The organism is Dokdonia sp. R86516, assembly GCF_044596715.1.
Taxonomy (GTDB): Bacteria; Bacteroidota; Bacteroidia; order Flavobacteriales; family Flavobacteriaceae; genus Dokdonia.
The window spans coordinates 1969254-1992868 of the sequence record NZ_CP138998.1; the positions used below are offsets into that span (position 1 = coordinate 1969254).

The window sequence follows — 23615 nt, forward strand, 5'->3', positions numbered from 1 at the left end:
TCGTGTTGTTTTAATACCTCAAAAGGATTAATACAACCGTTCAAACCAACCTATAGTGAACACTATTACAGACACTAATTTTAACTTCCCTGGTCAGAAATCTATCTATAAGGGTAAAGTGAGAGAAGTCTACACACTCGAAGATGATTTATTACTTATGGTTGCAACAGATAGGCTAAGCGCCTTTGATGTTGTAATGCCTAAGGGAATTCCTTTCAAAGGACAAATCTTAAATCAGATTGCTACTAAAATGATGAAGGATACAGAGGACCTAGTGCCTAACTGGCTCGTGGCTACTCCAGATCCTAATGTGGCAATAGGGAAGCGATGTGAGCCTTTTAAAGTGGAGATGGTAATACGTGGCTATATGTCTGGGCACGCGGCTAGAGAGTATAAAGCAGGTAGGAGAATACTTTGTGGTGTTGCAATGCCAGAAGGAATGAAAGAAAATGATGCCTTTCCAGAACCTATCATCACGCCAGCTACTAAGGCAGAGATGGGTGACCACGATGAGGATATCTCAAGAGAGGATATTATTAAAAAGAACATCGTTTCAGAAGAGGATTACTTGGTGCTTGAAGATTACACACGCAAGCTTTTTCAAAGAGGAAGTGAGATAGCAGCATCTAGAGGACTTATATTGGTAGATACTAAGTATGAATTTGGAAAAACAGCAGATGGTGAGATTGTTCTCATAGATGAGATACATACTCCAGACTCTTCTCGTTACTTCTATGCCGAAGGTTATGAGGAGCGTCAAGCAGCTGGCGAAGCTCAAAAACAACTATCTAAAGAGTTTGTGAGACAGTGGCTTATCTCAAATGACTTTCAAGGTCTAGAGGGGCAAACGGTGCCTGAGATGACAGATGAGTACATAGAGACTGTATCAGAAAGATATATTGAATTGTACGAGAATATTACGGGTGACGCTTTCGCGAAAGCGGATACTTCAAACATTCAAGAGCGTATCGAGAAAAACGTGCTCACATACCTTGCAAAATAACAGCATAGCATCTTAAAAATTAATAAGCCCTTTCGTTACGAAGGGGCTTTTTTTGTGTTACGCTTTCGCGAAAGCGTACTTATATCACTTGCTAAAATCTAATTCAAACTTTGAAATCATTTGCAGTAATACCTCCTCAGTTTCTGTAAAGAATGGCCTTGCTCCTTGATGAGCATCTACCTTTTTAAACTCAGCGACGATAGATCCAGACTCATAGGCATCTACTATTTGAGGATGCACATAGTACTTGCGACACACATTGCGTGTATTGCCTAGAGCCTCTGCAGCGGCATCAAAGGCGGTGAGTATGTTTGCTTTGTTTTCTTTTTCGTCTTCTGTGTAGCCTAGGTCGTGCACGGTTTCAAAAAAAGTTTTTGTAGCTCCCCAAGTTCTAAAATCTTTCGCCGAAAATAAGTCGCCACTTAGCTCGTGTATGTAATCGTTTACCATCGTGCTATCTACGCGGTGCTTTTCGCCATTTGCATCATAAAATTGAAATAACTCCCAGCCAGGTATTTCCTCACAACGGTTTACAAGTTTTGCCAGTTTCTTATTTCGTAGGGTGATGTTGTGCTTTTTGCCTTTTTTACCCACAAACTCAAAGCGGATTTTTTCCTTGGTAGTTGTTACGTGTCTGGTGCGTAAAGTAGAGAGGCCGTAGGTTTTATTGCGCTTTGCGTAGTAGTCGTTACCTATACGTATGTGGGTTTCTTCCATAAGCCTGAGGACAAGTGCAAGCACCTTGCGTTTTGACATCTCTGGAGCGTCAAGATCCTCATCTATGCGCTCGCGTATGCTAGGCAGTGCGTTTCCAAAATTGGCTAGTTTATAAAACTTAGTTTGGTTTCTAATTTTTGACCATAGGTCGTGATAGCGGTATACTTTTCTGTTTTTAGCATCGCGGCCTACCACTTGTAAATGTCCGTTAGGAGGATATGCAATGCGCACTTTCTCCCAGTTAGGCGGTATCACAAGATTATTGATGCGCTCTAATTCTTTTTTGTCCTTAAGAGGCTTATCATTAAAGTAATAGTGAAAGTTTTTCTTCTTCTTTTTCCTTCTTATGTTGAGGTCTGCATCAGAGACGTAAATGAGATTTGCTGCGGCTGCAGTTTCCTCTGGGTTTCTGAGTATATTCTCGATTTGGCTGGCGGTGAGTGTCATAACAGTAAATTTAATGACGAAAACAAATGCCTGTTCAAAAATATATGTGAACGTTTTGGTAAACTGCTCTTAATTTTTGTTACTTCACCATATAAATAGATCTTGTATGCAAGCACAACCATCATTTTACGATCAGGCTAATGAACTTATAGCAGATTTTTCTAGCGCTATGTGGGGAATCCCGCTCGTGTGCTTACTTATAGGTGGCGGTCTTTTTTTGCTCATCTATTCGAGATTTTTGCCATTTAGATATCTAGGTCACGCTGTTGCAGTCTTGCGAGGGAAGTATGATGGAGAAAATGATGAAGGAGAGATCACACACTTTCAGGCGCTCACTACAGCGCTTAGTGCAACCGTAGGTATGGGTAACATCGCAGGTGTGGCAGTAGCAATTGCTATAGGAGGTCCAGGTGCTGTTTTCTGGATGTGGATGAGCGCCATTGTGGGTATGGCAACAAAGTTTTTTACAGGCTCACTTGCCATAATGTATAGAGGTAAAGATAGTGAGGGCAAAACACAGGGAGGACCTATGTATTTTATCACAGAAGGAATGGGTAAAGCTTGGAAACCGCTTGCCGTAATCTTTAGTATTGCGGGACTCGTGGGAGCATTGCCGGTTTTTAATGTAAACCAACTCACGCAGGCGGTAAATGATATATTGCTCGTACCTCAGGGTGTTGAGGTGGGTTTTACCTCTAACTTGATTATCGGGCTTGTGCTTGTTGCTATCACATCAGTTGTCATACTAGGCGGACTCGATCGTATTTCTAAAACTGCATCAAGACTGGTGCCGGCGATGGTCTTTATTTACTTTGTAGCAGTAATGGCTATACTCTTTGTAAACATAGATGTAGTTCCTAAATATCTGGGTCTCATATTTACAGATGCCTTCTCTGCCGATTTTTATACGGGAGATAAACTGCTGGGTGGCGTGGTAGGTGGATTGATTTTATTAGGTATAAAACGTGGTGCTTTTTCAAACGAGGCTGGTGTAGGTACGGCACCTATGGCGCACGGCGCTGCAAAAACTGCACAACCCATACGTGAAGGACTGGTGGCAATGCTGGGCCCTGCAATAGATACTATTGTGGTGTGTACACTTACTGCGCTTGCAATTTTGGTAACAGACGTGTGGCAAACTACAGATGCAAATGGAGTTACGCTTACGGCTTCCGCTTTCGCGAAAGCGTTATCACCCGCAGGGAAATACATATTACTATTGTGCATCGCCGTGTTTAGTATCTCATCGCTTTTCTCATATAGTTACTATGGGACTAAGTGCTTAAGCTTCCTTTTTGGAGCACAAAACAAGAAGTATTATAACATCGCTTACATCGCAAGTATCTTGATAGGAGCAACCACATCACTTAGTATGATGATTAATTTGATAGACGGATTTTTTGCCATAATGGCAATACCAACGATGATTGCAACCTTGTACCTCGCACCAAGAGTGATGAAGGAAGCGAGGAGGTACTTTAAGGAGTTGGGTTAATTAAAAAAACTTAAAATAATGAAACTAAATTTCACTTTAATAATTATAAATCTGTTTCTTTTAGTTAGTTGTGCAAATGATACTAAAACTTCAAAAATTCCTGCAATAGACAACCAAAAAGAACCAGAAATTGAGAATGAAGTTCTACCGATGTACTTGTCTGGTAAAACCGATGAAAATAATGGATTTGAAAATTTCGATCTAATAGACTATTCGACTTTAGATAATGCCAGACCAAAGAAGAATGTTATTCATTTAGTGCACAAAGATTCACTCCCTAAATTATATAAGATTAAAAAACCCCAAATTATGGAACTTATGATGTGGGGTGAAGATGATTTTTATAATACACTTGTTTTTGTAACTCCTGGCGACAGTATTCATTTAGAAGTAAACAACGGAAAATTTGAGTTTTTGGGAAAGAACGCGGCTCATTATAATTTTTATTTAAAAGCAGATCCACAGAGAAATAATTATAGTAAGCTCAGCTACAATGGAGACTTAGAACTTTATAAAAATCAGGTAGATCAAGTATATGTGAACAGTAAAAAGATTTTTGAAGAATATCAGGTAGAACATAATGTTTCGAGAGAATTTGTAAATTATGTTTCTAATGAATTAAAATCTGAATATCTCTACAACTTATCAAATCCAAGAGAAAAAAGTAAACCAGGAAAACCGAATTATAATAGTGTCAATGGACTGACAGAAACATTAAAGAAGACACCAGCGTTTCGCAGTGACGGTGTAGTCGACCTTAGTAGTTATTATGGGGACATTAGTGTGGAAGACTTTAAAAGGCCAGACTTTGTTAATAATGACTATTTTAAAAGGAGCTTAATCTCTTATATAAGACAGTATTTTGTAAATCACGAGTATCTGGATTATAATGAAGAAAATCTAGATGCAGAATTAAAATTTGTAAATGAAAATTTCACAGGGGAAATAGCAAATTTTGCAAGAGTTAAGATTTTATCTGACTACTATAACAAAGGTTTTGGCAACGATAAAATATCTCAAGAAATACTTTTGAGAGAAATTCAACAAATTGAAAAGACTGACGCTAGAGAAGATTATAAAGCTGTAGTTAGTGAGCTTAAAGCAGATTTAGCATATCGATTAATTAAATTACCTGAAAGTGTGCTTTCTGAAAAATTGATATCCTTAGAGGGTGACACTCTTACGTTTGGAGAGATTCTCGATAAAGAAAATAAATCAAATTTTATCAATATTTGGGGGAGATCCTATACAGGAGAACAGTGTGTTCCGTGTTTAGAAGGATTTGAAAAGCTCTCAGTAAATGAGGATATTGATAAACTTGATAGAATTTCTATATCCTTAGATCACGATGAGGATAGATGGGAAAAAGATGTAAGATCATTTCAGGCGTATTTGAATCCAAGAGAACAATTCAGGTCCGTAGCTCCACCTCATAAAAGTATGATTACTACATTTTTCAAAATGACTTTACCACCCAAATATGCAAAAATCCCTCGTTATATGATAATTGATAACGAGGGACTAGTTTTATACAATAATCTGCCTTCAACTAATGATAGTATTCTATTAAAAAAGGTCTTAACTAAAATAAATAATCAAAAATCTACACTTGAATCACCCCAAGATTAAAGGGCTTCTCGATAGGAGCGTGGTCTGCGGCTTCGATACCCATTGAGATCCACTTACGCGTATCTCGTGGGTCTATAATACCATCTGTCCAGATTCTTGACGCTGCGTAGTATGGTGATACTTGATCATCATAACGTGACTTAATACGGTCAAAAAGTTCTTTTTCTACCTCTGGTGTAATTTCTTTCCCTTGCTTTTTGAGCGAGGCAGTTTCTATCTGTAGTAATACTTTTGCAGCACTATTACCAGACATCACGGCAAGCTCTGCACTAGGCCAAGCTACTATGAGTCTTGGGTCGTAAGCTTTACCACACATTGCATAGTTTCCTGCTCCGTAAGAGTTTCCTATAACAATAGTAAACTTAGGCACCACCGAGTTTGAAACAGCGTTTACCATTTTTGCTCCGTCTTTTATAATACCTCCGTGCTCACTTTTACTACCCACCATAAAGCCAGTTACATCTTGTAAGAATACAAGCGGTATTTTTTTCTGGTTACAGTTGGCAATAAAGCGCGTCGCCTTATCTGCACTGTCGGAGTAAATCACTCCGCCAAACTGCATTTCGCCTTTTTTAGTTTTTACAAGCTTGCGCTGGTTTGCAACAATACCTACTGCCCATCCATTAATGCGAGCATAACCTGTAAGTATAGATTGCCCGTAACCTTCCTTGTATTCGTCAAACTCAGAGTTATCTACCAGTCTGTCTATAATGTCTCGCATATCATATTGATCTGCACGAGAGGCAGGAAGGATGCCAAAAAGTTCTTCTGGATCTTTTGCAGGCTTAGCAGGTTCAATACGGTTGTAACCTGCTTTTGTATAATCGCCTATTTTTCCCATTAACTTTTTAATGGTATTAAGAGCGTCCTTGTCATCTTTAGATTTATAATCTGTCACACCAGAAATCTCACAGTGTGTAGTGGCTCCTCCTAGTGTCTCATTATCTATAGATTCACCTATTGCTGCTTTTACGAGGTAGCTTCCCGCAAGGAAAATACTTCCCGTTTTATCTACTATAAGCGCTTCATCACTCATAATAGGTAAGTATGCACCACCAGCAACACAACTTCCCATTACTGCAGAAATCTGTGTAATACCCATACTACTCATCACCGCATTGTTACGGAAGATGCGTCCAAAGTGCTCCTTATCTGGAAAAATCTCATCTTGCATAGGGAGATAAACACCTGCGCTATCTACTAGGTAGATGATAGGTAGTTTATTTTCCATAGCGATTTCTTGCGCTCTTAGGTTTTTCTTTCCTGTGATAGGGAACCAGGCTCCGGCCTTAACAGTAGCATCATTTGCAACGATGAGACATTGCTTGCCAGATACGTATCCTATTTTTACAACCACACCACCAGAAGGGCATCCGCCGTGTTCTTCATACATCCCTTCTCCTGCAAAAGCGGCAATCTCAATACACTTTTTTGGGTTGTCTACTAGGTAATCTATGCGCTCTCGGGCAGTCATTTTACCCTTAGCTTTATGTTTATCTATACGTTTTTGCCCACCACCTAGTTTTACTTCGGCAAGGCGGTTTCTCATCTCTGATAAGAGTAGCTTATTATGATCTTCGTTTTTATTGAATTTTAAATCCATAAAATGTGTGTGTGCTTGAATGTTTTTCTGTCTATAAAGGTAAGTATTGTAGCACAAGCTTGAAATGAGAATTGTAAAAATTACCGACTACCCAAATTCCAATAAATAACCGATATTTGTAGCTTGTCTTATTACATAAGATTTTCCCTAAAAATAAAACTATGGGTATGAATAAAAATACCGTTTTGGCGTGGGCCACTTTTATAATGATTTTAGTAGGTTTAGGACTTATTGCTCTAGGCGTTTTTAAATATACCGATGTTGCCGGATGGGGCTTTGCCTCTGTAGGTGTTGGATTCTTTGCCATTGCTTGGGTATTTAATGCCCTTAAGGGTCGTGTATAATGTGTGAGGATGCTTGAGGATTTTAAGCACCATATCGCAAAAGATTTACCATTTCTTCTTGATAGTAAGATACTCGTCACAGTAAGTGGTGGGCTTGATAGTATGCTCTTATTGTTGTTGTGTCGTCAGGCAGGCCTTACGATACGTGTAGCACACTGTAATTTTAATTTAAGAGGAGTAGAGAGTGATGGTGATCAAGCTTTTGTGGAAAGCTATTGCAAGCTCCATAACATTCCTATTTACATAAAGAGTTTTGATACTTCCGCTTACGCGAAAATTAAAAAAACATCAACCCAGATCGCCGCAAGAGAGCTGCGTTATCAGTGGTTTAAAGAACTTTCGGCTACCGAAGGTTTGGGCTATATCTTAACTGCCCATCATCTCAATGATGAGTTAGAAACTTTTCTCATAAACTTAGGTCGCGGTACGGGCGTTAAAGGTCTTACTGGCATCCCAGAAATAAACGGACGGGTTGTGAGACCACTGTTGCCTTTTTCGCGAAAGCGTATAAAAGAATATGCATTACAAGAAAAACTAGCGTGGCGTGAGGATAGCAGTAATGCAACAGATAACTACGTGCGCAACCACTTGAGGCATCACGCTATACCGAGTATGGTGGCAGCGCAACCAGCTACTTTGCAGGGTTTACAGACCACGCAGCAACATTTACGTCAAACAGATAAGTTACTAGCAATCTACACAGCGTCTTTAAGGAAGGCGTATGTGACAACACAAGATGGACTACAAGTAATAAACGTACAAGCGCTCAAGAAACACGAGGAGCCACAGGCGGTTTTATACCAGTTACTACAGCCTTATGATTTTACAGCGTGGAGCGATGTTTATGAGTTGCTTGATGCACAATCTGGTAAGCAAATATTTTCTGAAACGCATCGTTTAGTAAAAGATAGAGACGTGCTATTACTTACAGAAAATGCCGTTGCACAACCTACAACTTATACCTGGGAATCTGGTGTGAGTAAGATAGAAGGTGACTTTGGTACATTAAGGCTTGAGACAAGTGATACATTTGAGAGCACCTCAAGAAAGGAGATAGTGGTAGATGCGACAAAGTTGACATTTCCGCTCACGATAAGGAAGTGGGAAGAAGGTGATTTTTTCTATCCTTTTGGGATGAGAGGAAAAAAGAAGTTGAGTAAGTATTTAAAAGATGAAAAGGTATCTTTGATAGCAAAGGAGCACGTGTGGCTGCTTTGTAATGGTAAAGATATTGTGTGGGTAATAGATCACAGAGCAGATGACCGTTTTAAGGTGGCTGATGACACACAAAAAATGATAAAATTTACAACTATATGACGCGTAAAGCATTCATAATATTAAGTTCGCTTATAGTACTTATGGCGACTGCTGTAAGTGCACAAGATTTTAGTTTTGGGATTTCTGAAGTTACTGTAGATCCAGTACAGTGGGCAGGTAGCGTAGAGAAAAAATCTGATACAGAATATATTTTAAACTACGAGGCCACCATAGAAGAGGGATGGTATATTTATGCTCAAAAATCGCCAGCTGGTATTCCGTTTAATTTTGAGTTTTTACAAAAGGATGTAGGAGTTACTCGCGAGAAGTTTGCACAAGAGAGTGAGACAAAGACTGCCTTTGATGAGATTTTTGAAGAAGATGTCATAAAGTATGTAGGGCAGAACCCTGTGCTCTCAATGCCTATTACACTTACAGATAAGAGTATAACCATTGTCAAGTCGGTCATAAACTATCAGGTCTGTAAAGAGGTGTGTATTCCTCAAGACTTTTACATTGCTCACAACTTAAAAACTGGAAAGGCAAAGGTCTTTACAGATTATAATGAGTTTGAAAAATATGGTGCTACTCCAGCACAAAAGGATAAAGGCGATAGCGATGATGATTATGAAGAAGATGAAAGCACAAGCAACAAAGGGTTGTGGACAGTCTTTTTCTTATCATTTTTAGGAGGTCTTGCAGCATTATTTACACCTTGTGTATTCCCTATGATCCCTATGACGGTGAGTTACTTTACAAAACAAAGTAAGTCTAGAGCCGCTGGTATACGTAACGCGATTATTTACGGTATCTCTATCATTATTATATATGTGGTAATAGGTCTTACGGTCACGGCAATTTTTGGCGCGACTGCAATTGTTGAGGTATCTACAAGTGTCACTTTTAATTTAGTATTCTTTGTATTACTAGTAGTATTTGCTATTTCATTTTTTGGAGCATTTGAGATTATGCTTCCTCAAAAATGGGCAAATAAGATAGATCGTAAAGCAGATAGAGGTGGTTACCTAGGTATCTTTTTTATGGCACTTGCACTTGCTATTGTTTCTTTTAGCTGTACGGGACCTATAGTAGGTGTCGCTTTAGTGCAGTCTATAACAGAGGGTGGTATCACACCTATCATAAGTATGTTAGGTTTCTCTAGTGCGATTGCCTTGCCATTTGCACTATTTGCAATGTTTCCAGGGTGGTTAAATAGTTTGCCAAAATCTGGCGGATGGCTCAATACAGTAAAGGTAGTTCTAGGATTTTTAGAACTAGGGCTAGCACTCAAATTCTTATCAAATGCAGATCTTGTAGTAGATGGTAATTACTTGCCTAGAGAAGTATTTTTAGTACTCTTAATTGCGATAATGATAGGCCTTGCCTTGTACTTATTTGGAAAAATTAAACTAGCACACGATACAGAAGTAAAACATATCTCGGTAGGTCGCTTGCTACTAGGTATACTCACGACGGCATTTATTCTTTATCTCATACCAGGTGTCTGGGGTGCGCCACTTAAACTTATAAGCGGCTTCCCGCCACCTATGAATTATAGCGAGTCACCTTACGGTATAGGAGGACAAAACACACTGTCTAACTCGTCTGAGGAGTTTCCAGATAATGCAGAGATAGGTCCTCACGGTCTTTTATCTTTTGTAGATTATGAAGCAGGTATGGCCTATGCGCGTCAAGAAAATAAACCTGTTTTACTTGACTTTACAGGTAAGGCGTGTGTAAATTGTCGTCGTATGGAGGAGCTTGTGTGGTCTAAGCCTGAGGTGCTTAACCTGCTAAAGAACGATGTTGTGCTTATCTCTCTCTATGGAGACTCACAAGAGGAGTTACCAAAAGAGGAGCAAGGCGTAAGTGCTTCTGGCCGTCGTATTAAAACGGTAGGTAATAAGTGGAGCAACTTCCAGATAGAGCGTTATAACATTGTTGCGGCGCCTTATTACGTAATGCTAGATCACGACGAAACACTCCTAAATAAACCTGTTGGGTACACACCTAATGCAAAAAAATATGAAAAGTGGCTAGAAAAAGCCATCATAACTTTTAACAATCAATAAATGAATAACATCTTCAAACTACTTTGTGTAGTATGCTTTTTTGCTTTCGCAAAAGCGTCATCTGCACAATCACGAGAAACTATTTTAGACACTACTTATCAAGTTTCTGAGCATTATAATAAACAAGAAGTACGCATCAAAATGAGAGATGGCGTGCATCTTCATACTACTATTTACTCGCCAAAGGATACCTCAAAAACGTATCCTATTTTAATGCAGCGCACGCCATATAGCTCTAAACCTTATGGAGAAGGAAAGATGCGCATAGCGATAGCACCTAATGCTTATTTAATGCAAGAGGGTAATATTATTGTATATCAAGATGTACGTGGTCGCTGGATGAGTGAGGGTAAGTATGATAATATGCGCGCATTTATACCTAATAAAACAGGTACTCAGGTAGATGAGGCAAGTGATACTTATGATACTATAGAATGGCTTGTTAATAATGTAGAAAATAATAATGGTAATGTAGGTACTTGGGGAATTTCTTACCCAGGTTTTTATGCAACATACTCACTCTTGAGTGGACACCCTGCGCTTAAAGCAGCGTCACCACAAGCGTGTATAGGTGATTTCTTTTTTGATGACTTTCACCATAACGGAGCTTACTTGTTAAGTTACTGGAGAGCTACGGCGGTTTTTGGTTATCAAAAAGAGGGGCCTACTACAGAGTCTTGGTATGATTTTCCAGATTTAGATAGTGATGACCAGTTTGACTTTTTCTTGAAAACAGGTCCTTTATCAAACTTGGATAAATATTATGATGAGACTAATGAGTTCTGGACGCAATTAAAAGAACACCCTAACTATGATGAGTTCTGGCAATCTAGAGGGCTTATACAGCACCTAGAAAATATAGAGCCAGCCGTAATGGTTGTGGGAGGACTTTATGATGCCGAAGATTTATACGGACCTTGGGAGACGTACAAAAACATTGAGAAACGCAGTAATAATTACAATACGGTTGTTTTTGGACCTTGGAGTCACGGAGACTGGGCACGTAACAAAAAGAGGCAGGCTGTAGGTAATGTTTATTTTGGCGATAATATTTCAGACTATTTTCAAAGAGATATTGAGACAAAATTCTTTAATCACTTCTTAAAAGGAGGTGATAAAGGTGGAGCAACAGGATTACCAGAAGCACACGTTTTTGACTCAGGAAGTAAAGAGTGGAACTCCTTTGAGCAATGGCCACCTAAAAAATCAATGAAAGCTTCTTTCTTTTTAGGGAAAGATAATGCTCTTACGGGAAGTCCTTCTACAAAATATGATGCAGAAAAGTTTGTAAGTGATCCAGCAAACCCTGTACCATATGCAGAGGGTAAAAAGATGGTATTTACACCACGTAAATATATGTCTGACGATCAGAGATTTGCTGCGGCTCGTGAGGATGTACTTGTTTATGAAACGCCTGTGCTAGAAGATGATCTTACTCTTGTAGGTGATATAATGGCAAAGCTTAATGTAGCAACCACCGGAACATCTGCAGATTGGATTGTAAAAATCATAGATGTATATCCAGATGATGTCCCTAACACTCAAGAAACAGAAGAAGGTGTAGAGATGGCTGGTTACCACCAGATGGTACGCAGTGAGGTAATGCGCGGTCGTTTTAGAAAGAGTTTTGAACGCCCTCAGCCATTTGTTGCAGGAGAGAAAGATGAGGTTTTTGTTAAGCTACAAGACGTGCTTCATACATTTAAAAAGGGACACAAATTGCAAGTACAAATACAAAGCACTTGGTTTCCTCTTATAGATTTAAATCCGCAAACGTATGTGGATAATATTTTTGAAGCAAAAGAAGAAGATTTCACTAAACAAACACATAGTGTATTCCACTCTTCAAAAATTGAATTTAATATTCTTACCAAGTAAGAGTACTAATCACAATAATCAAAAAAGCCTGAGAAATTCATTTCTCAGGCTTTTTTGTATAAGTATAGTTGTAAAAAGAAAAACACCCCTGCAAAGCAGGGATGCCTTTCACCCCTAAATTCATGATAGCTAAATAAATAGCTCACAGTCCCCTAATCTCTTAGGTGCGCCAAATATAAAGTACATTTTCTAGTTAGCGACAACTTTTTATGGTAAAAAGTTAATTTTTAATGATTTAAAAAGAAAAGCACCTCTGCGAGTGCAGAGATGCCTTTCACCCCTAAATAATGTCTATTCTATTATGATATTCTCAATATGACTTGCGGTGAGTGGTTTTATAATGGATAAAAATTCTTTTAATCTATTGTAAAAGTAGGGTGATTTTACAAAAAGCTGTAGGGGTGTTTGCCCCTAAAACAGCTTATTGAAATTGCAGGGGTTGATTACCAGAGTATTAACTATATTTATGCAAACAATTGATTAGATGCTAACTAAGGTTTATGGAAGTGCTGTTTTTGGGGTAGATGCTACTACAATTACGATAGAGGTAAATGTAGATAAGGGAGTAGGCTACCACCTAGTAGGGCTACCAGATAATGCAATCAAGGAAAGCAGCTATCGTATTGCAGCAGCATTACAAAATAATGGTTATAAAATACCAGGGAAGAAACTTATTCTTAATATGTCTCCCGCAGACTTACGCAAGGAAGGGTCTGCATATGATTTACCTCTTGCTACAGGCATACTTATTGCCACCGAACAGATTAAAGGAGAAGAGGTAGAGAAGTATATCCTTATGGGAGAACTTTCTCTTGATGGAGGTTTACAACCCATAAAGGGAGCTTTACCTATTGCAATCAAAGCTAGAGAAGAAGGATATAAAGGATTTATTTTACCGGCTCAAAATGCAAAAGAAGCAGCAATTGTAGATGGACTTGATGTATATGGTGTAGAAAATATAAGTGAAGTAATTGCTTTTTTTGATCAAGGAACACCTCTTGAGCCTACTGTTATAGATACTAGAGCGGAGTTCTACAAAAGTCTTGAGCATCCAGAGTTTGACTTTGCAGATGTAAAAGGTCAAGAATCCATTAAGCGCTGCATGGAAATTGCGGCAGCAGGAGGTCATAATATTATACTCATAGGGCCACCAGGATCTGGTAAAACCATGCTTAGTAAAAGATTACCTAGTATTTTACCTCCCATGTCATTGCGAGAAGCGCTGGAAACTACTAAGATTCATTCTGTGGTGGGGCGTGTAAAGGAACACCAAGGCCTCATGTCTGAGCGACCTTTTAGAAGTCCGCATCATACTATATCAGATGTAGCGTTAGTTGGGGGTGGTGCTTATCCTCAACCTGGTGAGATATCTTTATCTCATAATGGTGTTTTATTTCTGGATGAACTGCCAGAGTTTAAGCGTTCTGTATTAGAAGTGATGAGACAGCCACTCGAAGATAGAGAAGTTACTATATCCAGAGCGCGGTTTACGGTTACTTATCCTTCTAGTTTTATGCTTGTCGCGAGTATGAATCCTAGTCCTGGAGGCTATTTTAATGATCCTAATGCTCCTGTTACGAGTAGCCCTGCAGAGATGCAGCGCTATTTGAGTAAAATTTCAGGGCCACTTTTAGATCGCATTGATATTCATATTGAAGTGACTCCTGTGCCTTTTGAAAAGCTTAGTGATGAGACTAAGGCAGAGTCAAGTGTTGATATACGTAAACGTGTTACAGCAGCGAGAGAATTGCAGGTAGAACGCTTTCGCGAAAGCGTAAAAACTAACTATAACGCTCAGATGAATGTGAAGCAAATAAGAAAGTATTGTGCACTTGATGAGGCATCTAAAGAATTATTGAAAACTGCAATGGAACGTTTAAATCTTTCTGCCCGTGCTTATGATCGTATTTTAAAAGTGTCAAGAACTATTGCAGATCTCGAAGGTGCTGCTATTGTGACAGGCACTCATATATCTGAGGCAATACAGTATAGAAGTTTAGATCGAGATGGTTGGTTAGGTTAATATTTTCTTAACAAACTATATTTTACACAATAAAATAGAACACTTTATCGTCGATAAGTGTATTTCATCGATAATATTGTAACAATGTTTAATTTGTGATAACAGTAAGACTGTTCGTTTTTTTTTAATAATATCTTTGTTTGACGTGATAGAACCCCCTTACTATGATATCAAAAAAAAAATCTCCAGATCATACTTCTAAAGAAGCGGTTAGCCTTGATAGTTTAAGAAAATTCTTAGATCAGGTAGAGGGTTTTTTCTTTAGAATTCAGTTTGACAAACGTTCTAAAAGTTATTCTTTTCCTTTCATTACAGAGAATGCAGAGGCACTCTACGGACTTACGCTAGAGTATCTTCAAGATAATGCGCATGTTATTTCAGATTTAGTACACGTAGATGATAGAAAGCCAGTATTAGATGCTATTTATAAATCTATGAAAACTTCGACTCCGTGGATTCAACAATTTAGATTCCTATTACCATCTGGTGCTCATGGCTGGGTAAAAATACAAGCTACTCCAGAAAAGCTTTCTGAGAATGTAACAAGCTGGCATGGGTATGCTACAGATATCACTGAGATGAAAAATATTCAGCTAGAACTACTCAGTGTCAAAGATCGATTTGAGTTTGCTCTTGAAGGGTCAGAAATAGGAGTGTGGGATTGGGATATTGAGAATGATGAAGTTTATTACTCAGATAAATCATTAGAGTTTTTAGAAATTCCCAGGGATAGTTTATTACTAAGTGATAGTACATGGACAGATAAAGTTCATCCGGATGATAAGCAAATGTATTTTGATGATATGAATGCTTACTTTGAGGGGCGCACTAAGTACTATTCTGGACAGCATCGAGTGTTTTCTTCAAGTGGTGCCTATAAGTGGATTCAAGATAGAGGTAAAGCTGTAGAGTGGGATGAGAATGGAAAGCCATCTCGTATGATAGGAACTCACGTTGATATCACTGCAATGAAGGAGTATGAAGAAGATATTCTTAATAAAAATAAGCTCATAGAGAGTCATAATGGACGTCTCAAGAACTTTGCACTCATTGTTTCTCATAATTTGAGAACACATGCAGGTAATTTAAAAACAATTCTCCAGCTCATAGATGATGCGCAGAGTCCAGAAGAGAAGAAAGAACTAGCACGCTATCTTTATGATATTTCAGATGGTCTTAGTGGTACTATTAGTAACCTTAATGACATAGCTTCTTCAAATAGAAACTTATCAGACAAGCCAAAACTTATTCTCTTGAGAGAATATATAGATAAGACAATAAATACACTAAAAGCTCAAATAAGCGAGAAGGATGTTATTATCTTATGTGATATTCCTAACGATATACAGATTACTTATAATGCTGCATATTTAGAGAGTATTTTATTTAATCTAATCTCAAATGCAGTTAAGTATAGCGATAGTAGTAGGCAGTCTATTGTAAAAATTAATGCAGAGATGACATCTATCAATGATTTATTACTCTCTGTTGAAGATAATGGATTAGGACTTGACCTTAATGCCAATGGAGGGAAACTATTCGGATTATATAAAACATTTCACCGCAATGAAGATGCAAAAGGTTTAGGTTTATTTATGACCAAAAACCAAATAGAAGACATGGGGGATGAGATAAGTGTATCTAGTGTAAAGGGGGAAGGCTCTATCTTTAGCGTACTTTTTAAAAATAAATTACCGTAGGTTAATATATCAAGTGTTCTCCGTACTTTGTGCTTATCATATATAATTTAAATATGTTGAGCGCAATAGATGGATAATAAATTCAAATTATCAGGTCCTGGTGTACTAGTAGCTGCCGCCTTTATAGGTCCGGGCACTGTTACAGTATGTACAATTACAGGAGCTGCATATGGATTTACACTACTATGGGCTATGGTTTTATCTATAATTGCTACCATAGTATTACAAGAAATGGCAGCTCGTATAGGTCTTGTCTCTGGTAAAGGGCTAGCCGGCGTTATAAGAGATTCCATATCAAATAAAATTACACGAACTTTTGCAGTTATCTTAATGCTTTGCGCTATAGCAATAGGCAATGCGGCATATGAGGCAGGTAATATAAGCGGAGGCGTTTTAGGTATAGAAGCACTCGGGTTTTCGAGCTCATTAAGTTTAGGTACTTTGGATATTAATAGTTGGTCTTTAGTGCTAGGAATCCTCGCTAGCATTATCCTATTTATTGGAAATTATAAAGTGCTAGAACGTATACTTGTCACACTTGTTATTATCATGAGTATGGCTTTTGTTACAACGGCATTTGTAACCAAGCCGGATATAATAGCTGTTTTAAGAGGTAGTTTTATTCCTTCTTTTCCAGATGGTAGCTTACTCACTATTGTTGCACTAGTAGGTACAACAGTAGTTCCTTATAATTTGTTTTTACATGCATCATTAGTCAGTGAGAAGTGGGATAATACATCAGATTTACCAGCTGCGCGACGCGATACAATCGTTGCTGTGGTTTTAGGAGGTTTGGTAAGCATGGCCATTATTATTTGTGCTGCGGCCATACAGGGAAGCGAGATAAAAAATGCAGCCGACCTTGCTCAAAGTCTAGAGCCACTTTTTGGAGATTATGCACGGTATTTTATTGGGTTAGGGTTAGGAGCGGCAGGCTTAACATCTGCCATTACAGCTCCTCTTGCAGCAGCATATGTTGTACAAGGTTGTTTAGGTTGGGAACGAGATCTCAAATCAGTTAAGTTTAGATCAGTCTGGCTTACTATACTTATACTTGGTATCATTTTTTCATCCATTGGGTACAGCCCTGTAGAGATTATCCAGTTTGCGCAAGTAGCAAATGGAGTATTATTACCTATAATTGCTGGTTATTTAATCTGGATAGTAAACAAACGCGAAGTATTAGGGAAGTATGTAAACACATCACTTCAAAATGGAATTTCAATCGTTATTTGGTTAATCGTTTTTGTACTAGGTGCGCGCACTATCTTAAAAGTATTTGGTCTACTATGATCCATATAGATCTCAATAGCGATGTAGGTGAAGGTGTGGGGAACGAGGCTCAGTTAATGCCGTACTTAAGCTCTTGTAATATTGCTTGTGGTGGTCACGCAGGAGATACAGCAACGATGCTGGAGGTCCTCGCTTTCGCGAAAATATCTAATGTAAAAGTTGGTGCTTACCCCAGTTACCCAGATCGTAGGAACTTTGGTCGTGAGGCTATGGCTATTTCTAACGCACTCTTAAAAGAGTCGATAACTTCTCAAATTAAACTTCTTATTAGTCTCGCTGCACAATCTGGACAGCAAGTATATCACGTAAAACCACATGGTGCGTTATATAACGAAGCTGCCAAAAATGAAGAAATAGCTCATCTTATTATAGATACCATACTTGAGATAGATGACCGTCTTGTGCTCTACGTACCTCATAATTCTGTAATTGCATCGCTAGCTGTTTCAAAACTAGCTATAAGCATAGAAGGCTTTGCAGATAGAAATTATAATGATGATTACTCACTAGTATCTCGCAGTCTGCCAGATGCGGTATTAACGTCTCATAGTACAATCTTACCTCACGTATTACGAATGGTAAAGCAGCGCCAACTCAAAACAGTAAACAATCTTACACTTCCTTTTGACGTAAATACACTTTGCGTTCACGGCGACACAGAAAATGCATTACAGATTGTAAAAGAAATTCACAAAGCATTTACTCAAGAGAATATTTTGATAAAATGATGTACCAGTGTGATTTTCATATTAGTAGGTTAGGAGACTATTCATTGTTAATTCAAATAGCTAGTACTCCATCTAAGGATCTTTTGAATTGGCTGCTCACCAAAAAAGATGATTTGTCAAAACTTTTCAATGCTGAGGTAGTACATACATATAATGAGTTGCTTCTTAAAGATTGTATTTCTATAACCACAAACATAGATTCTTTAATTAATCAAGTCTCAGCTTTACTCAATGTTCCAGTATCTAATAATGATTGTAATGGCGTCGTACACCAGATTCCTGTTTGCTATAGCAGTCTCTATGCTCCAGATTTAGAAGAATATGCATTGCAAGTAAAACGCACAATACCTGAAATTATAAAAATCCATACAAATAGAGAGTATCCTATCTACTTTTTAGGATTTCTTCCGGGTTTCCCATATTTAGAAAATCTGGATGCTCGATTACATCTTGATAGAAAATCTGTTCCATCACGTTCAATAGCAAGGGGAAGTGTTGCCATTGGAGGAACACAAACAGGTATTTATCCTCAAGATAGTCCTGGTGGCTGGCACGTAATAGGGAGAACTCCTATTTCGTTATTTGACGCAACAAAAGCAAAGCCTAGTCTATTTAATGCAGGCGATACAATTACATTTTATGCCATAAACGAGCGTGAGTATGAGAAGATGGTAACGTCTAATAATTTATGAAACCTTCTATTTCCATATTGCATCCAGGATTTTATACAACCGTCCAAGATAATGGTAGAGCAGGCTACGCACATCTAGGAGTTCCACAAAGTGGTGCTATGGATAAACATGCTTTTATGATTGCAAATGCTATTCTCAATAATTTACCTCATTCAGCAATGCTAGAGTGTACTTTACTGGGACCTACTATAGTATTCAATCATGATGTCAACTTTGTAATTACAGGTAGCAATGCAGGAGCTACGCTAGATGGGGCTCAGGTAATGGAAGGCGTTCCTGTTTTGGCGAAAGCCAAACAAGTATTAAAAATGTCTAAAATAAGCGGAGGATCTAGATGCTATCTTGCATTTGCAGGAGGACTAGATTCTCAAGTCATATTAGGTAGTACGAGCTGGTATTACCCACTCACACCACAAGGAAAGCTCACTGCAGGGATGGAGCTATCGCTAGGTGTCTCAAGATATGGCGCGTCAAAAAATGCACATCTCAAGATGCAATCACAATCTGGGGTGTCATATTCATCTATAGCTACTATCAACGCTAACAAAGGGCCTGAGTTTTCAAAACTCAGCTACACAGAGCAGCAAGAATTAAATAACCGTGTTTTTACGGTTTCAGACCTATGGAACAGGATGGCAATACAACTTGTTGAGACATTGCCAAACGCTCTAAAAAGTATATACACAAGTCCTGTTATACCAGGAACAGTGCAGCTCACACCCGCTGGAAAATTTATTATTTTAATGAATGACTGTCAGACTACAGGAGGTTATCCTCGAGTGCTACAAGTAGTTGCCAGCGATCTTAATAAGCTAGCACAAATGCAACAAGATAGTCAGTTTAGATTAGCCATTCTTTGATTGTCTATGCTCCATGACGATGTCACTTAATAATTGAACAGCATCACCCGTACCTAGCATTTCATCAAGTTTTAAAGCATCTTTTCTAATAGCGTCGTGCTTCTTCATTGTTGTCCAGAGGTTGTTGATATAATCCGCGTAGTCTTGATCCTCGTTCCAGTGAGTAAGTTCAAGGCGACGGCTGCGGGCATAGATTTTTTGTAAATTCAGTTTGCAAAAAATTAGGGTTGATTGCATAATAATTGGTCTGGCTTCTTTTAAACGTTCGGTTTTAGTTGGTCTTCCCATAAGTATATTATTGTGGGGGGAAAATTGAACATACGTAAAAGTACTAGGGATGCAATTGTTTTAGTAGGGGTAAATGCCCTATTTTTTTATGTAGTAATGTTATTAAAGCCAGTTCATAAACTTCTTGAGTATACCTATTTTTCCTTTGTAAGGAGCATAACGCATGGGCACATCCATCCATGTGCCACGACTTACAATTGCCTTTGCATGACTAAAGGTGTAAAATGATTTTTTACCATGATAGCTTCCTATTCCTGAGTGACCCACGCCGCCAAATGGCAGCTTGTCATTTACAAAATGAACAAGTGTATCATTCATTGCTCCTCCACCAAATGAAAAGCTATTATTAAACCATTTTTTAAAAGATCGCTTTTCTGAAAACACATAGGCACTTAGTGGTTTCTCCATAGCATTTATAATTCTCGCAATGTCCTCTTTGTTTTCATAAGTAAGTACAGGGAGAATCGGGCCAAAAATTTCATCCTGCATTACTTTGTCTTTTACAGTTACTTTATCAAGCACCGTAGGGGCAATGTAAAGTTCATCCATATTAGTATTTCCGCCTTTAAATACTGTTGCATTTTCAAGCATGCTTGAAAGTCTATCAAAGTTTTTGTCACTGATGATTCTTGCAAAATCTGGAGATATAGCAGGATCTGCACCATAAGCATTTGTGATTTCCACATCTAGTGCGGTGAGCAACTTATCTTTTACAGAAGTATGCACTAGGATATAATCTGGAGCGATACAGGTCTGTCCAGCATTAACAAATTTCCCCCAAACAATTCGCTTTGCGGCTAGTTGTATTTTGGCAGATTGCTCAACGATACAAGGGCTTTTTCCGCCTAGCTCAAGAGTTACTGGTGTAAGATGTTCTGCAGCTGCTTTGTAAACTATTTTTCCCACGGGAACACTTCCTGTAAAGAAAATGTAATCCCATCGTTGTGCTAGCAATTCTTGTGCTACCTCTTTATCACCCTGAACAACTGCTACATGTCCATTATCAAACACTTCAGAAATTATCTTTGCAAGTAGTTCTGATGTTTTAGCAGTGAGTTCGCTAGGTTTTAATACAACCGTATTACCAGCAGCAATTGCGCCTACTATTGGTCCTACGGCAAGCTGGAAAGGATAATTCCACGGTAAGATCACCAGCGTTGTGCCATATGGCTCATACATGATTTTATCACTAGAAGGAAAATTTAAAAGCGAAGAAGAAACCTTTTTTGGCATCTGCCATTTCCAGATTTCTTTAATGGCCTTATTAAGTTCCATCATGACAATACTCACTTCTGTAGCAACACTTTCAAAAGCTGGTTTTTTAAAATCATCTGCTAGTGCTTTGATAATCTCTTGCTCGTGGTTTTTTATGCTTTCGCGAAAGCGTACCAAGCAATCTTTCCTGAAGGCAATATCCTTAGTTTGTCCAGTTGCAAAATAATCTCGTTGTGTATCTAGTAGTTGAGGAATAGTCACGGCGGTATGTTTTTACCAAAAATAGGGACTTATTAAGGGAGCCGTGGTGATTTTCTGAAAGATTTAATATAAAGTATTGCATAAGGATATTGCTATTAACTTAAAAGGTGAAGAATCGAGTTTTTTTAATTGACTAAGTATGAATTATATAACGCTGTTTTTCTATTAAATAAGACGATAGATTCTTGTAGAAGTATGTTTTGTTCTGTATTAATTAATTGATATTCAGATTTTTAAGTCTAAATGAGTTGGTTTGGTTGTCGGTAGCTTTATTATTATAAACTGTGCAGTTGATATTAGAATAATAATTTTAACCATTCCAAACACATTATACTCTTGAAGGAACTTAATAAATACAGCAAAGCGGTCACTCAAGACCCTACACAGCCAGCAGCACAGGCAATGTTACATGCCATAGGTCTTACAGATGCAGATTTTAAAAAGCCACTTGTGGGTATTGCTAGTACAGGTTATGAAGGTAACCCGTGCAATATGCATTTAAATAAGCTGGCGGTAGATATCAAGCAGGGCGTACAAACATCCGATCTGGTAGGTTTGATTTACAATACCATAGGGGTTAGTGATGGTATATCAATGGGAACTCCTGGTATGCGATACTCTTTACCTTCACGTGATATCATTGCAGACTCAATGGAAACGGTGGTGCAAGCGATGTCTTATGACGCGCTTATTACCGTTGTGGGATGTGACAAGAATATGCCTGGAGCTTTGATGGCGCAATTACGTTTAGATAGACCTTCTATACTTGTTTATGGAGGAACTATAGCACCTGGATGTCATGAAGATAAGAAGCTCGATGTTGTTTCTGCTTTTGAAGCATGGGGAGAGAAAGTGGCGGGCAGCATTACAGAAAAAGAGTTTAAAACCGTAGTAAAAAAAGCATGTCCAGGAGCTGGTGCATGCGGCGGTATGTACACTGCAAATACAATGGCTTCTGCCATAGAAGCATTAGGAATGAGCTTGCCATATACGAGTTCTAATCCTGCAGTTTCTCCAGATAAAACAGCAGAATGCGCTAGAGTAGGTGCTGCTTTGAGAAACTTAATTGAAAATGATATTAAGCCTTCAGATATCGTGACACGTAAGTCACTAGAAAACGCAGTAAAGCTAGTCACTGTATTGGGAGGTTCTACAAATGCAGTTTTGCATTTTCTTGCAATCGCAAAAGCTGCACAAATCGATTTTAAACTTGAAGATTTTCAGAAAATAAGTGATACGACTCCTTTTCTAGCAGATTTGAAACCTTCTGGAAAATACTTAATGGAAGACCTGCACAAAGTGGGAGGTGTTCCTGGCGTATTAAAATATATGCTTGATCAAGGGATGCTTCACGGAGACTGTATGACCGTAACCGGCAAAACCATTGCAGAAAATCTAGCTGAGGTTGATCATCTGAAAGCACATCAAGATGTAATTCATACCGTAGAGAATCCTATAAAGGCTACAGGGCACATCCGTATACTGTATGGAAATATAGCAAGCGAAGGTTCGGTTGCAAAGATCACTGGGAAGGAAGGATTACACTTTCGCGGAAGCGCACGTGTATTTAATGGTGAGTATGAAGCAAATGCTGGCATAGGTGCTGGTAAGGTAAAGAAAGGCGATGTTGTGGTAATACGATATGAAGGGCCGCAAGGTGGTCCAGGAATGCCAGAAATGCTTAAACCTACAGCAGCAATCATGGGCGCAGGACTTGGTAAAGACGTTGCACTTATTACAGATGGACGTTTTTCTGGTGGGACACATGGTTTTGTGGTGGGGCATATCACTCCAGAAGCACAAGATGGTGGTGGTATTGCACTCATAGAAGATGGCGATATCATTGTAATTGATGCAGAAAATAATACCATAAATATGGAGATAAGCGAGGAAGAACTTGCAAGCCGTCAAGCAAACTGGATTGCACCGCCTCTTAAAGTTCAAAAAGGATCGCTCTACAAATATGCGAGAATGGTTTCCTCTGCAAGTGAGGGCTGTGTTACAGATGAGTTTTAGAAAAGTGGAGTGACAAGGAGTTACCTTCAAGTTTTTCTCTTCTGTTTAATATTAGAGGTTTGAAGGTTTAAGAAGATAATAAACAAGGGCACAT

Annotated in this window: 18 protein-coding genes; 14 read left to right on the plus strand and 4 right to left on the minus strand. The window is 38.5% G+C overall.

Annotation, left to right across the window (positions count from 1 at the left end; genetic code table 11):
• Positions 1 to 52: 52 nt before the first annotated feature.
• On the plus strand, positions 53 to 1003 hold the full coding sequence (locus SJY23_RS09010; protein WP_299150747.1) for a phosphoribosylaminoimidazolesuccinocarboxamide synthase: 951 nt from the start codon (positions 53 to 55) through the stop codon (positions 1001 to 1003).
• Between the two features lie 84 nt (positions 1004 to 1087).
• On the opposite strand, the gene SJY23_RS09015 is transcribed toward SJY23_RS09010, so the two are convergent.
• Positions 1088 to 2167 carry a DNA topoisomerase IB gene (locus SJY23_RS09015; RefSeq protein ID WP_298347910.1) on the minus strand — a complete coding sequence of 360 codons (1080 nt, stop codon included), beginning with the start codon at positions 2165 to 2167 and terminating at the stop codon, positions 1088 to 1090.
• A 106-nt stretch (positions 2168 to 2273) separates the two neighbouring features.
• On the opposite strand from SJY23_RS09015, the gene SJY23_RS09020 reads away from it, so the two are divergent.
• Complete coding sequence (locus SJY23_RS09020; RefSeq protein ID WP_396596073.1) at positions 2274 to 3662, plus strand: alanine/glycine:cation symporter family protein; 1389 nt, start codon at positions 2274 to 2276, stop codon at positions 3660 to 3662.
• An 18-nt stretch (positions 3663 to 3680) separates the two neighbouring features.
• Positions 3681 to 5291, plus strand: a complete 1611-nt coding sequence (locus SJY23_RS09025; protein ID WP_396596074.1) for a hypothetical protein — start codon at positions 3681 to 3683, stop codon at positions 5289 to 5291.
• On the opposite strand, the gene SJY23_RS09030 is transcribed toward SJY23_RS09025, so the two are convergent.
• Entirely contained in the window at positions 5266 to 6894 is a 1629-nt protein-coding gene (locus SJY23_RS09030; RefSeq protein ID WP_021778490.1) for an acyl-CoA carboxylase subunit beta, read from the minus strand. The two genes, SJY23_RS09025 and SJY23_RS09030, sit on opposite strands and share 26 nt — an antisense overlap.
• 161 nt (positions 6895 to 7055) lie before the next feature.
• Here SJY23_RS09030 and SJY23_RS09035 point away from each other — a divergent pair, with 161 nt between their 5' ends.
• The 10 genes from SJY23_RS09035 to SJY23_RS09080 all read left to right on the plus strand — a co-directional run bounded on the left by SJY23_RS09035 (position 7056) and on the right by SJY23_RS09080 (position 19741).
• Entirely contained in the window at positions 7056 to 7238 is a 183-nt protein-coding gene (locus SJY23_RS09035) for a CAL67264 family membrane protein (RefSeq protein ID WP_035334232.1), read from the plus strand.
• 9 nt (positions 7239 to 7247) lie between these two features.
• Positions 7248 to 8555: a tRNA lysidine(34) synthetase TilS gene (gene tilS, locus SJY23_RS09040; RefSeq protein WP_396596075.1), complete on the plus strand. Its 1308-nt coding sequence runs from the start codon at positions 7248 to 7250 to the stop codon at positions 8553 to 8555.
• The gene (locus SJY23_RS09045) at positions 8552 to 10567 is read left to right on the plus strand and encodes a cytochrome c biogenesis protein CcdA (protein ID WP_396596076.1); all 2016 of its coding nucleotides are present in this window, start codon (positions 8552 to 8554) and stop codon (positions 10565 to 10567) included. The genes tilS and SJY23_RS09045 overlap by 4 nt, the downstream gene beginning before the upstream one ends.
• Complete coding sequence (locus tag SJY23_RS09050; RefSeq protein WP_396596077.1) at positions 10568 to 12445, plus strand: CocE/NonD family hydrolase; 1878 nt, start codon at positions 10568 to 10570, stop codon at positions 12443 to 12445.
• A 484-nt stretch (positions 12446 to 12929) separates the two neighbouring features.
• On the plus strand, positions 12930 to 14468 hold the full coding sequence (locus tag SJY23_RS09055) for a YifB family Mg chelatase-like AAA ATPase (protein ID WP_396596078.1): 1539 nt from the start codon (positions 12930 to 12932) through the stop codon (positions 14466 to 14468).
• 164 nt (positions 14469 to 14632) lie between these two features.
• Positions 14633 to 16168, plus strand: a complete 1536-nt coding sequence (locus SJY23_RS09060; protein ID WP_396596079.1) for a PAS domain-containing protein — start codon at positions 14633 to 14635, stop codon at positions 16166 to 16168.
• A gap of 69 nt (positions 16169 to 16237) precedes the next feature.
• Complete coding sequence (locus SJY23_RS09065) at positions 16238 to 17461, plus strand: Nramp family divalent metal transporter (protein WP_396596080.1); 1224 nt, start codon at positions 16238 to 16240, stop codon at positions 17459 to 17461.
• Positions 17458 to 18189: a 5-oxoprolinase subunit PxpA gene (gene pxpA, locus SJY23_RS09070; protein ID WP_396596081.1), complete on the plus strand. Its 732-nt coding sequence runs from the start codon at positions 17458 to 17460 to the stop codon at positions 18187 to 18189. The genes SJY23_RS09065 and pxpA overlap by 4 nt, the downstream gene beginning before the upstream one ends.
• Positions 18189 to 18881, plus strand: a complete 693-nt coding sequence (gene pxpB / locus SJY23_RS09075; RefSeq protein WP_396598114.1) for a 5-oxoprolinase subunit PxpB — start codon at positions 18189 to 18191, stop codon at positions 18879 to 18881. The genes pxpA and pxpB overlap by 1 nt, the downstream gene beginning before the upstream one ends.
• The gene (locus SJY23_RS09080) at positions 18878 to 19741 is read left to right on the plus strand and encodes a biotin-dependent carboxyltransferase family protein (protein ID WP_396596082.1); all 864 of its coding nucleotides are present in this window, start codon (positions 18878 to 18880) and stop codon (positions 19739 to 19741) included. The genes pxpB and SJY23_RS09080 overlap by 4 nt, the downstream gene beginning before the upstream one ends.
• Here SJY23_RS09080 and SJY23_RS09085 read toward each other — a convergent pair.
• On the minus strand, positions 19727 to 20029 hold the full coding sequence (locus SJY23_RS09085; RefSeq protein ID WP_396596083.1) for a hypothetical protein: 303 nt from the start codon (positions 20027 to 20029) through the stop codon (positions 19727 to 19729). The two genes, SJY23_RS09080 and SJY23_RS09085, sit on opposite strands and share 15 nt — an antisense overlap.
• Positions 20030 to 20131: 102 nt before the next feature.
• Positions 20132 to 21505 (minus strand): aldehyde dehydrogenase, encoded by a 1374-nt coding sequence (locus SJY23_RS09090; protein ID WP_396596084.1) that lies wholly within the window; start codon positions 21503 to 21505, stop codon positions 20132 to 20134.
• Positions 21506 to 21841: 336 nt separating this feature from the next.
• Here SJY23_RS09090 and ilvD point away from each other — a divergent pair, with 336 nt between their 5' ends.
• Positions 21842 to 23521: a dihydroxy-acid dehydratase gene (gene ilvD / locus SJY23_RS09095; RefSeq protein WP_396596085.1), complete on the plus strand. Its 1680-nt coding sequence runs from the start codon at positions 21842 to 21844 to the stop codon at positions 23519 to 23521.
• The last annotated feature ends 94 nt before the right edge of the window (positions 23522 to 23615 follow it).

What these genes read in the sequence shown, in the direction of transcription:
- SJY23_RS09055 (WP_396596078.1), top strand. Translation starts at nt 12,930, where the DNA reads ATGCTAACTAAGGTTTATGGAAGTGCTGTTTTTGGGGTAGATGCTACT.
- pxpB (WP_396598114.1), top strand. Translation starts at nt 18,189, where the DNA reads ATGTACCAGTGTGATTTTCATATTAGTAGGTTAGGAGACTATTCATTG.
- SJY23_RS09025 (WP_396596074.1), top strand. Translation starts at nt 3,681, where the DNA reads ATGAAACTAAATTTCACTTTAATAATTATAAATCTGTTTCTTTTAGTT.
- SJY23_RS09085 (WP_396596083.1), bottom strand. Translation starts at nt 20,029, where the DNA reads ATGGGAAGACCAACTAAAACCGAACGTTTAAAAGAAGCCAGACCAATT.
- SJY23_RS09060 (WP_396596079.1), top strand. Translation starts at nt 14,633, where the DNA reads ATGATATCAAAAAAAAAATCTCCAGATCATACTTCTAAAGAAGCGGTT.
- SJY23_RS09020 (WP_396596073.1), top strand. Translation starts at nt 2,274, where the DNA reads ATGCAAGCACAACCATCATTTTACGATCAGGCTAATGAACTTATAGCA.
- SJY23_RS09045 (WP_396596076.1), top strand. Translation starts at nt 8,552, where the DNA reads ATGACGCGTAAAGCATTCATAATATTAAGTTCGCTTATAGTACTTATG.
- SJY23_RS09035 (WP_035334232.1), top strand. Translation starts at nt 7,056, where the DNA reads ATGGGTATGAATAAAAATACCGTTTTGGCGTGGGCCACTTTTATAATG.
- SJY23_RS09015 (WP_298347910.1), bottom strand. Translation starts at nt 2,167, where the DNA reads ATGACACTCACCGCCAGCCAAATCGAGAATATACTCAGAAACCCAGAG.
- SJY23_RS09050 (WP_396596077.1), top strand. Translation starts at nt 10,568, where the DNA reads ATGAATAACATCTTCAAACTACTTTGTGTAGTATGCTTTTTTGCTTTC.
- pxpA (WP_396596081.1), top strand. Translation starts at nt 17,458, where the DNA reads ATGATCCATATAGATCTCAATAGCGATGTAGGTGAAGGTGTGGGGAAC.
- SJY23_RS09065 (WP_396596080.1), top strand. Translation starts at nt 16,238, where the DNA reads ATGGATAATAAATTCAAATTATCAGGTCCTGGTGTACTAGTAGCTGCC.
- SJY23_RS09030 (WP_021778490.1), bottom strand. Translation starts at nt 6,894, where the DNA reads ATGGATTTAAAATTCAATAAAAACGAAGATCATAATAAGCTACTCTTA.
- tilS (WP_396596075.1), top strand. Translation starts at nt 7,248, where the DNA reads ATGCTTGAGGATTTTAAGCACCATATCGCAAAAGATTTACCATTTCTT.
- SJY23_RS09080 (WP_396596082.1), top strand. Translation starts at nt 18,878, where the DNA reads ATGAAACCTTCTATTTCCATATTGCATCCAGGATTTTATACAACCGTC.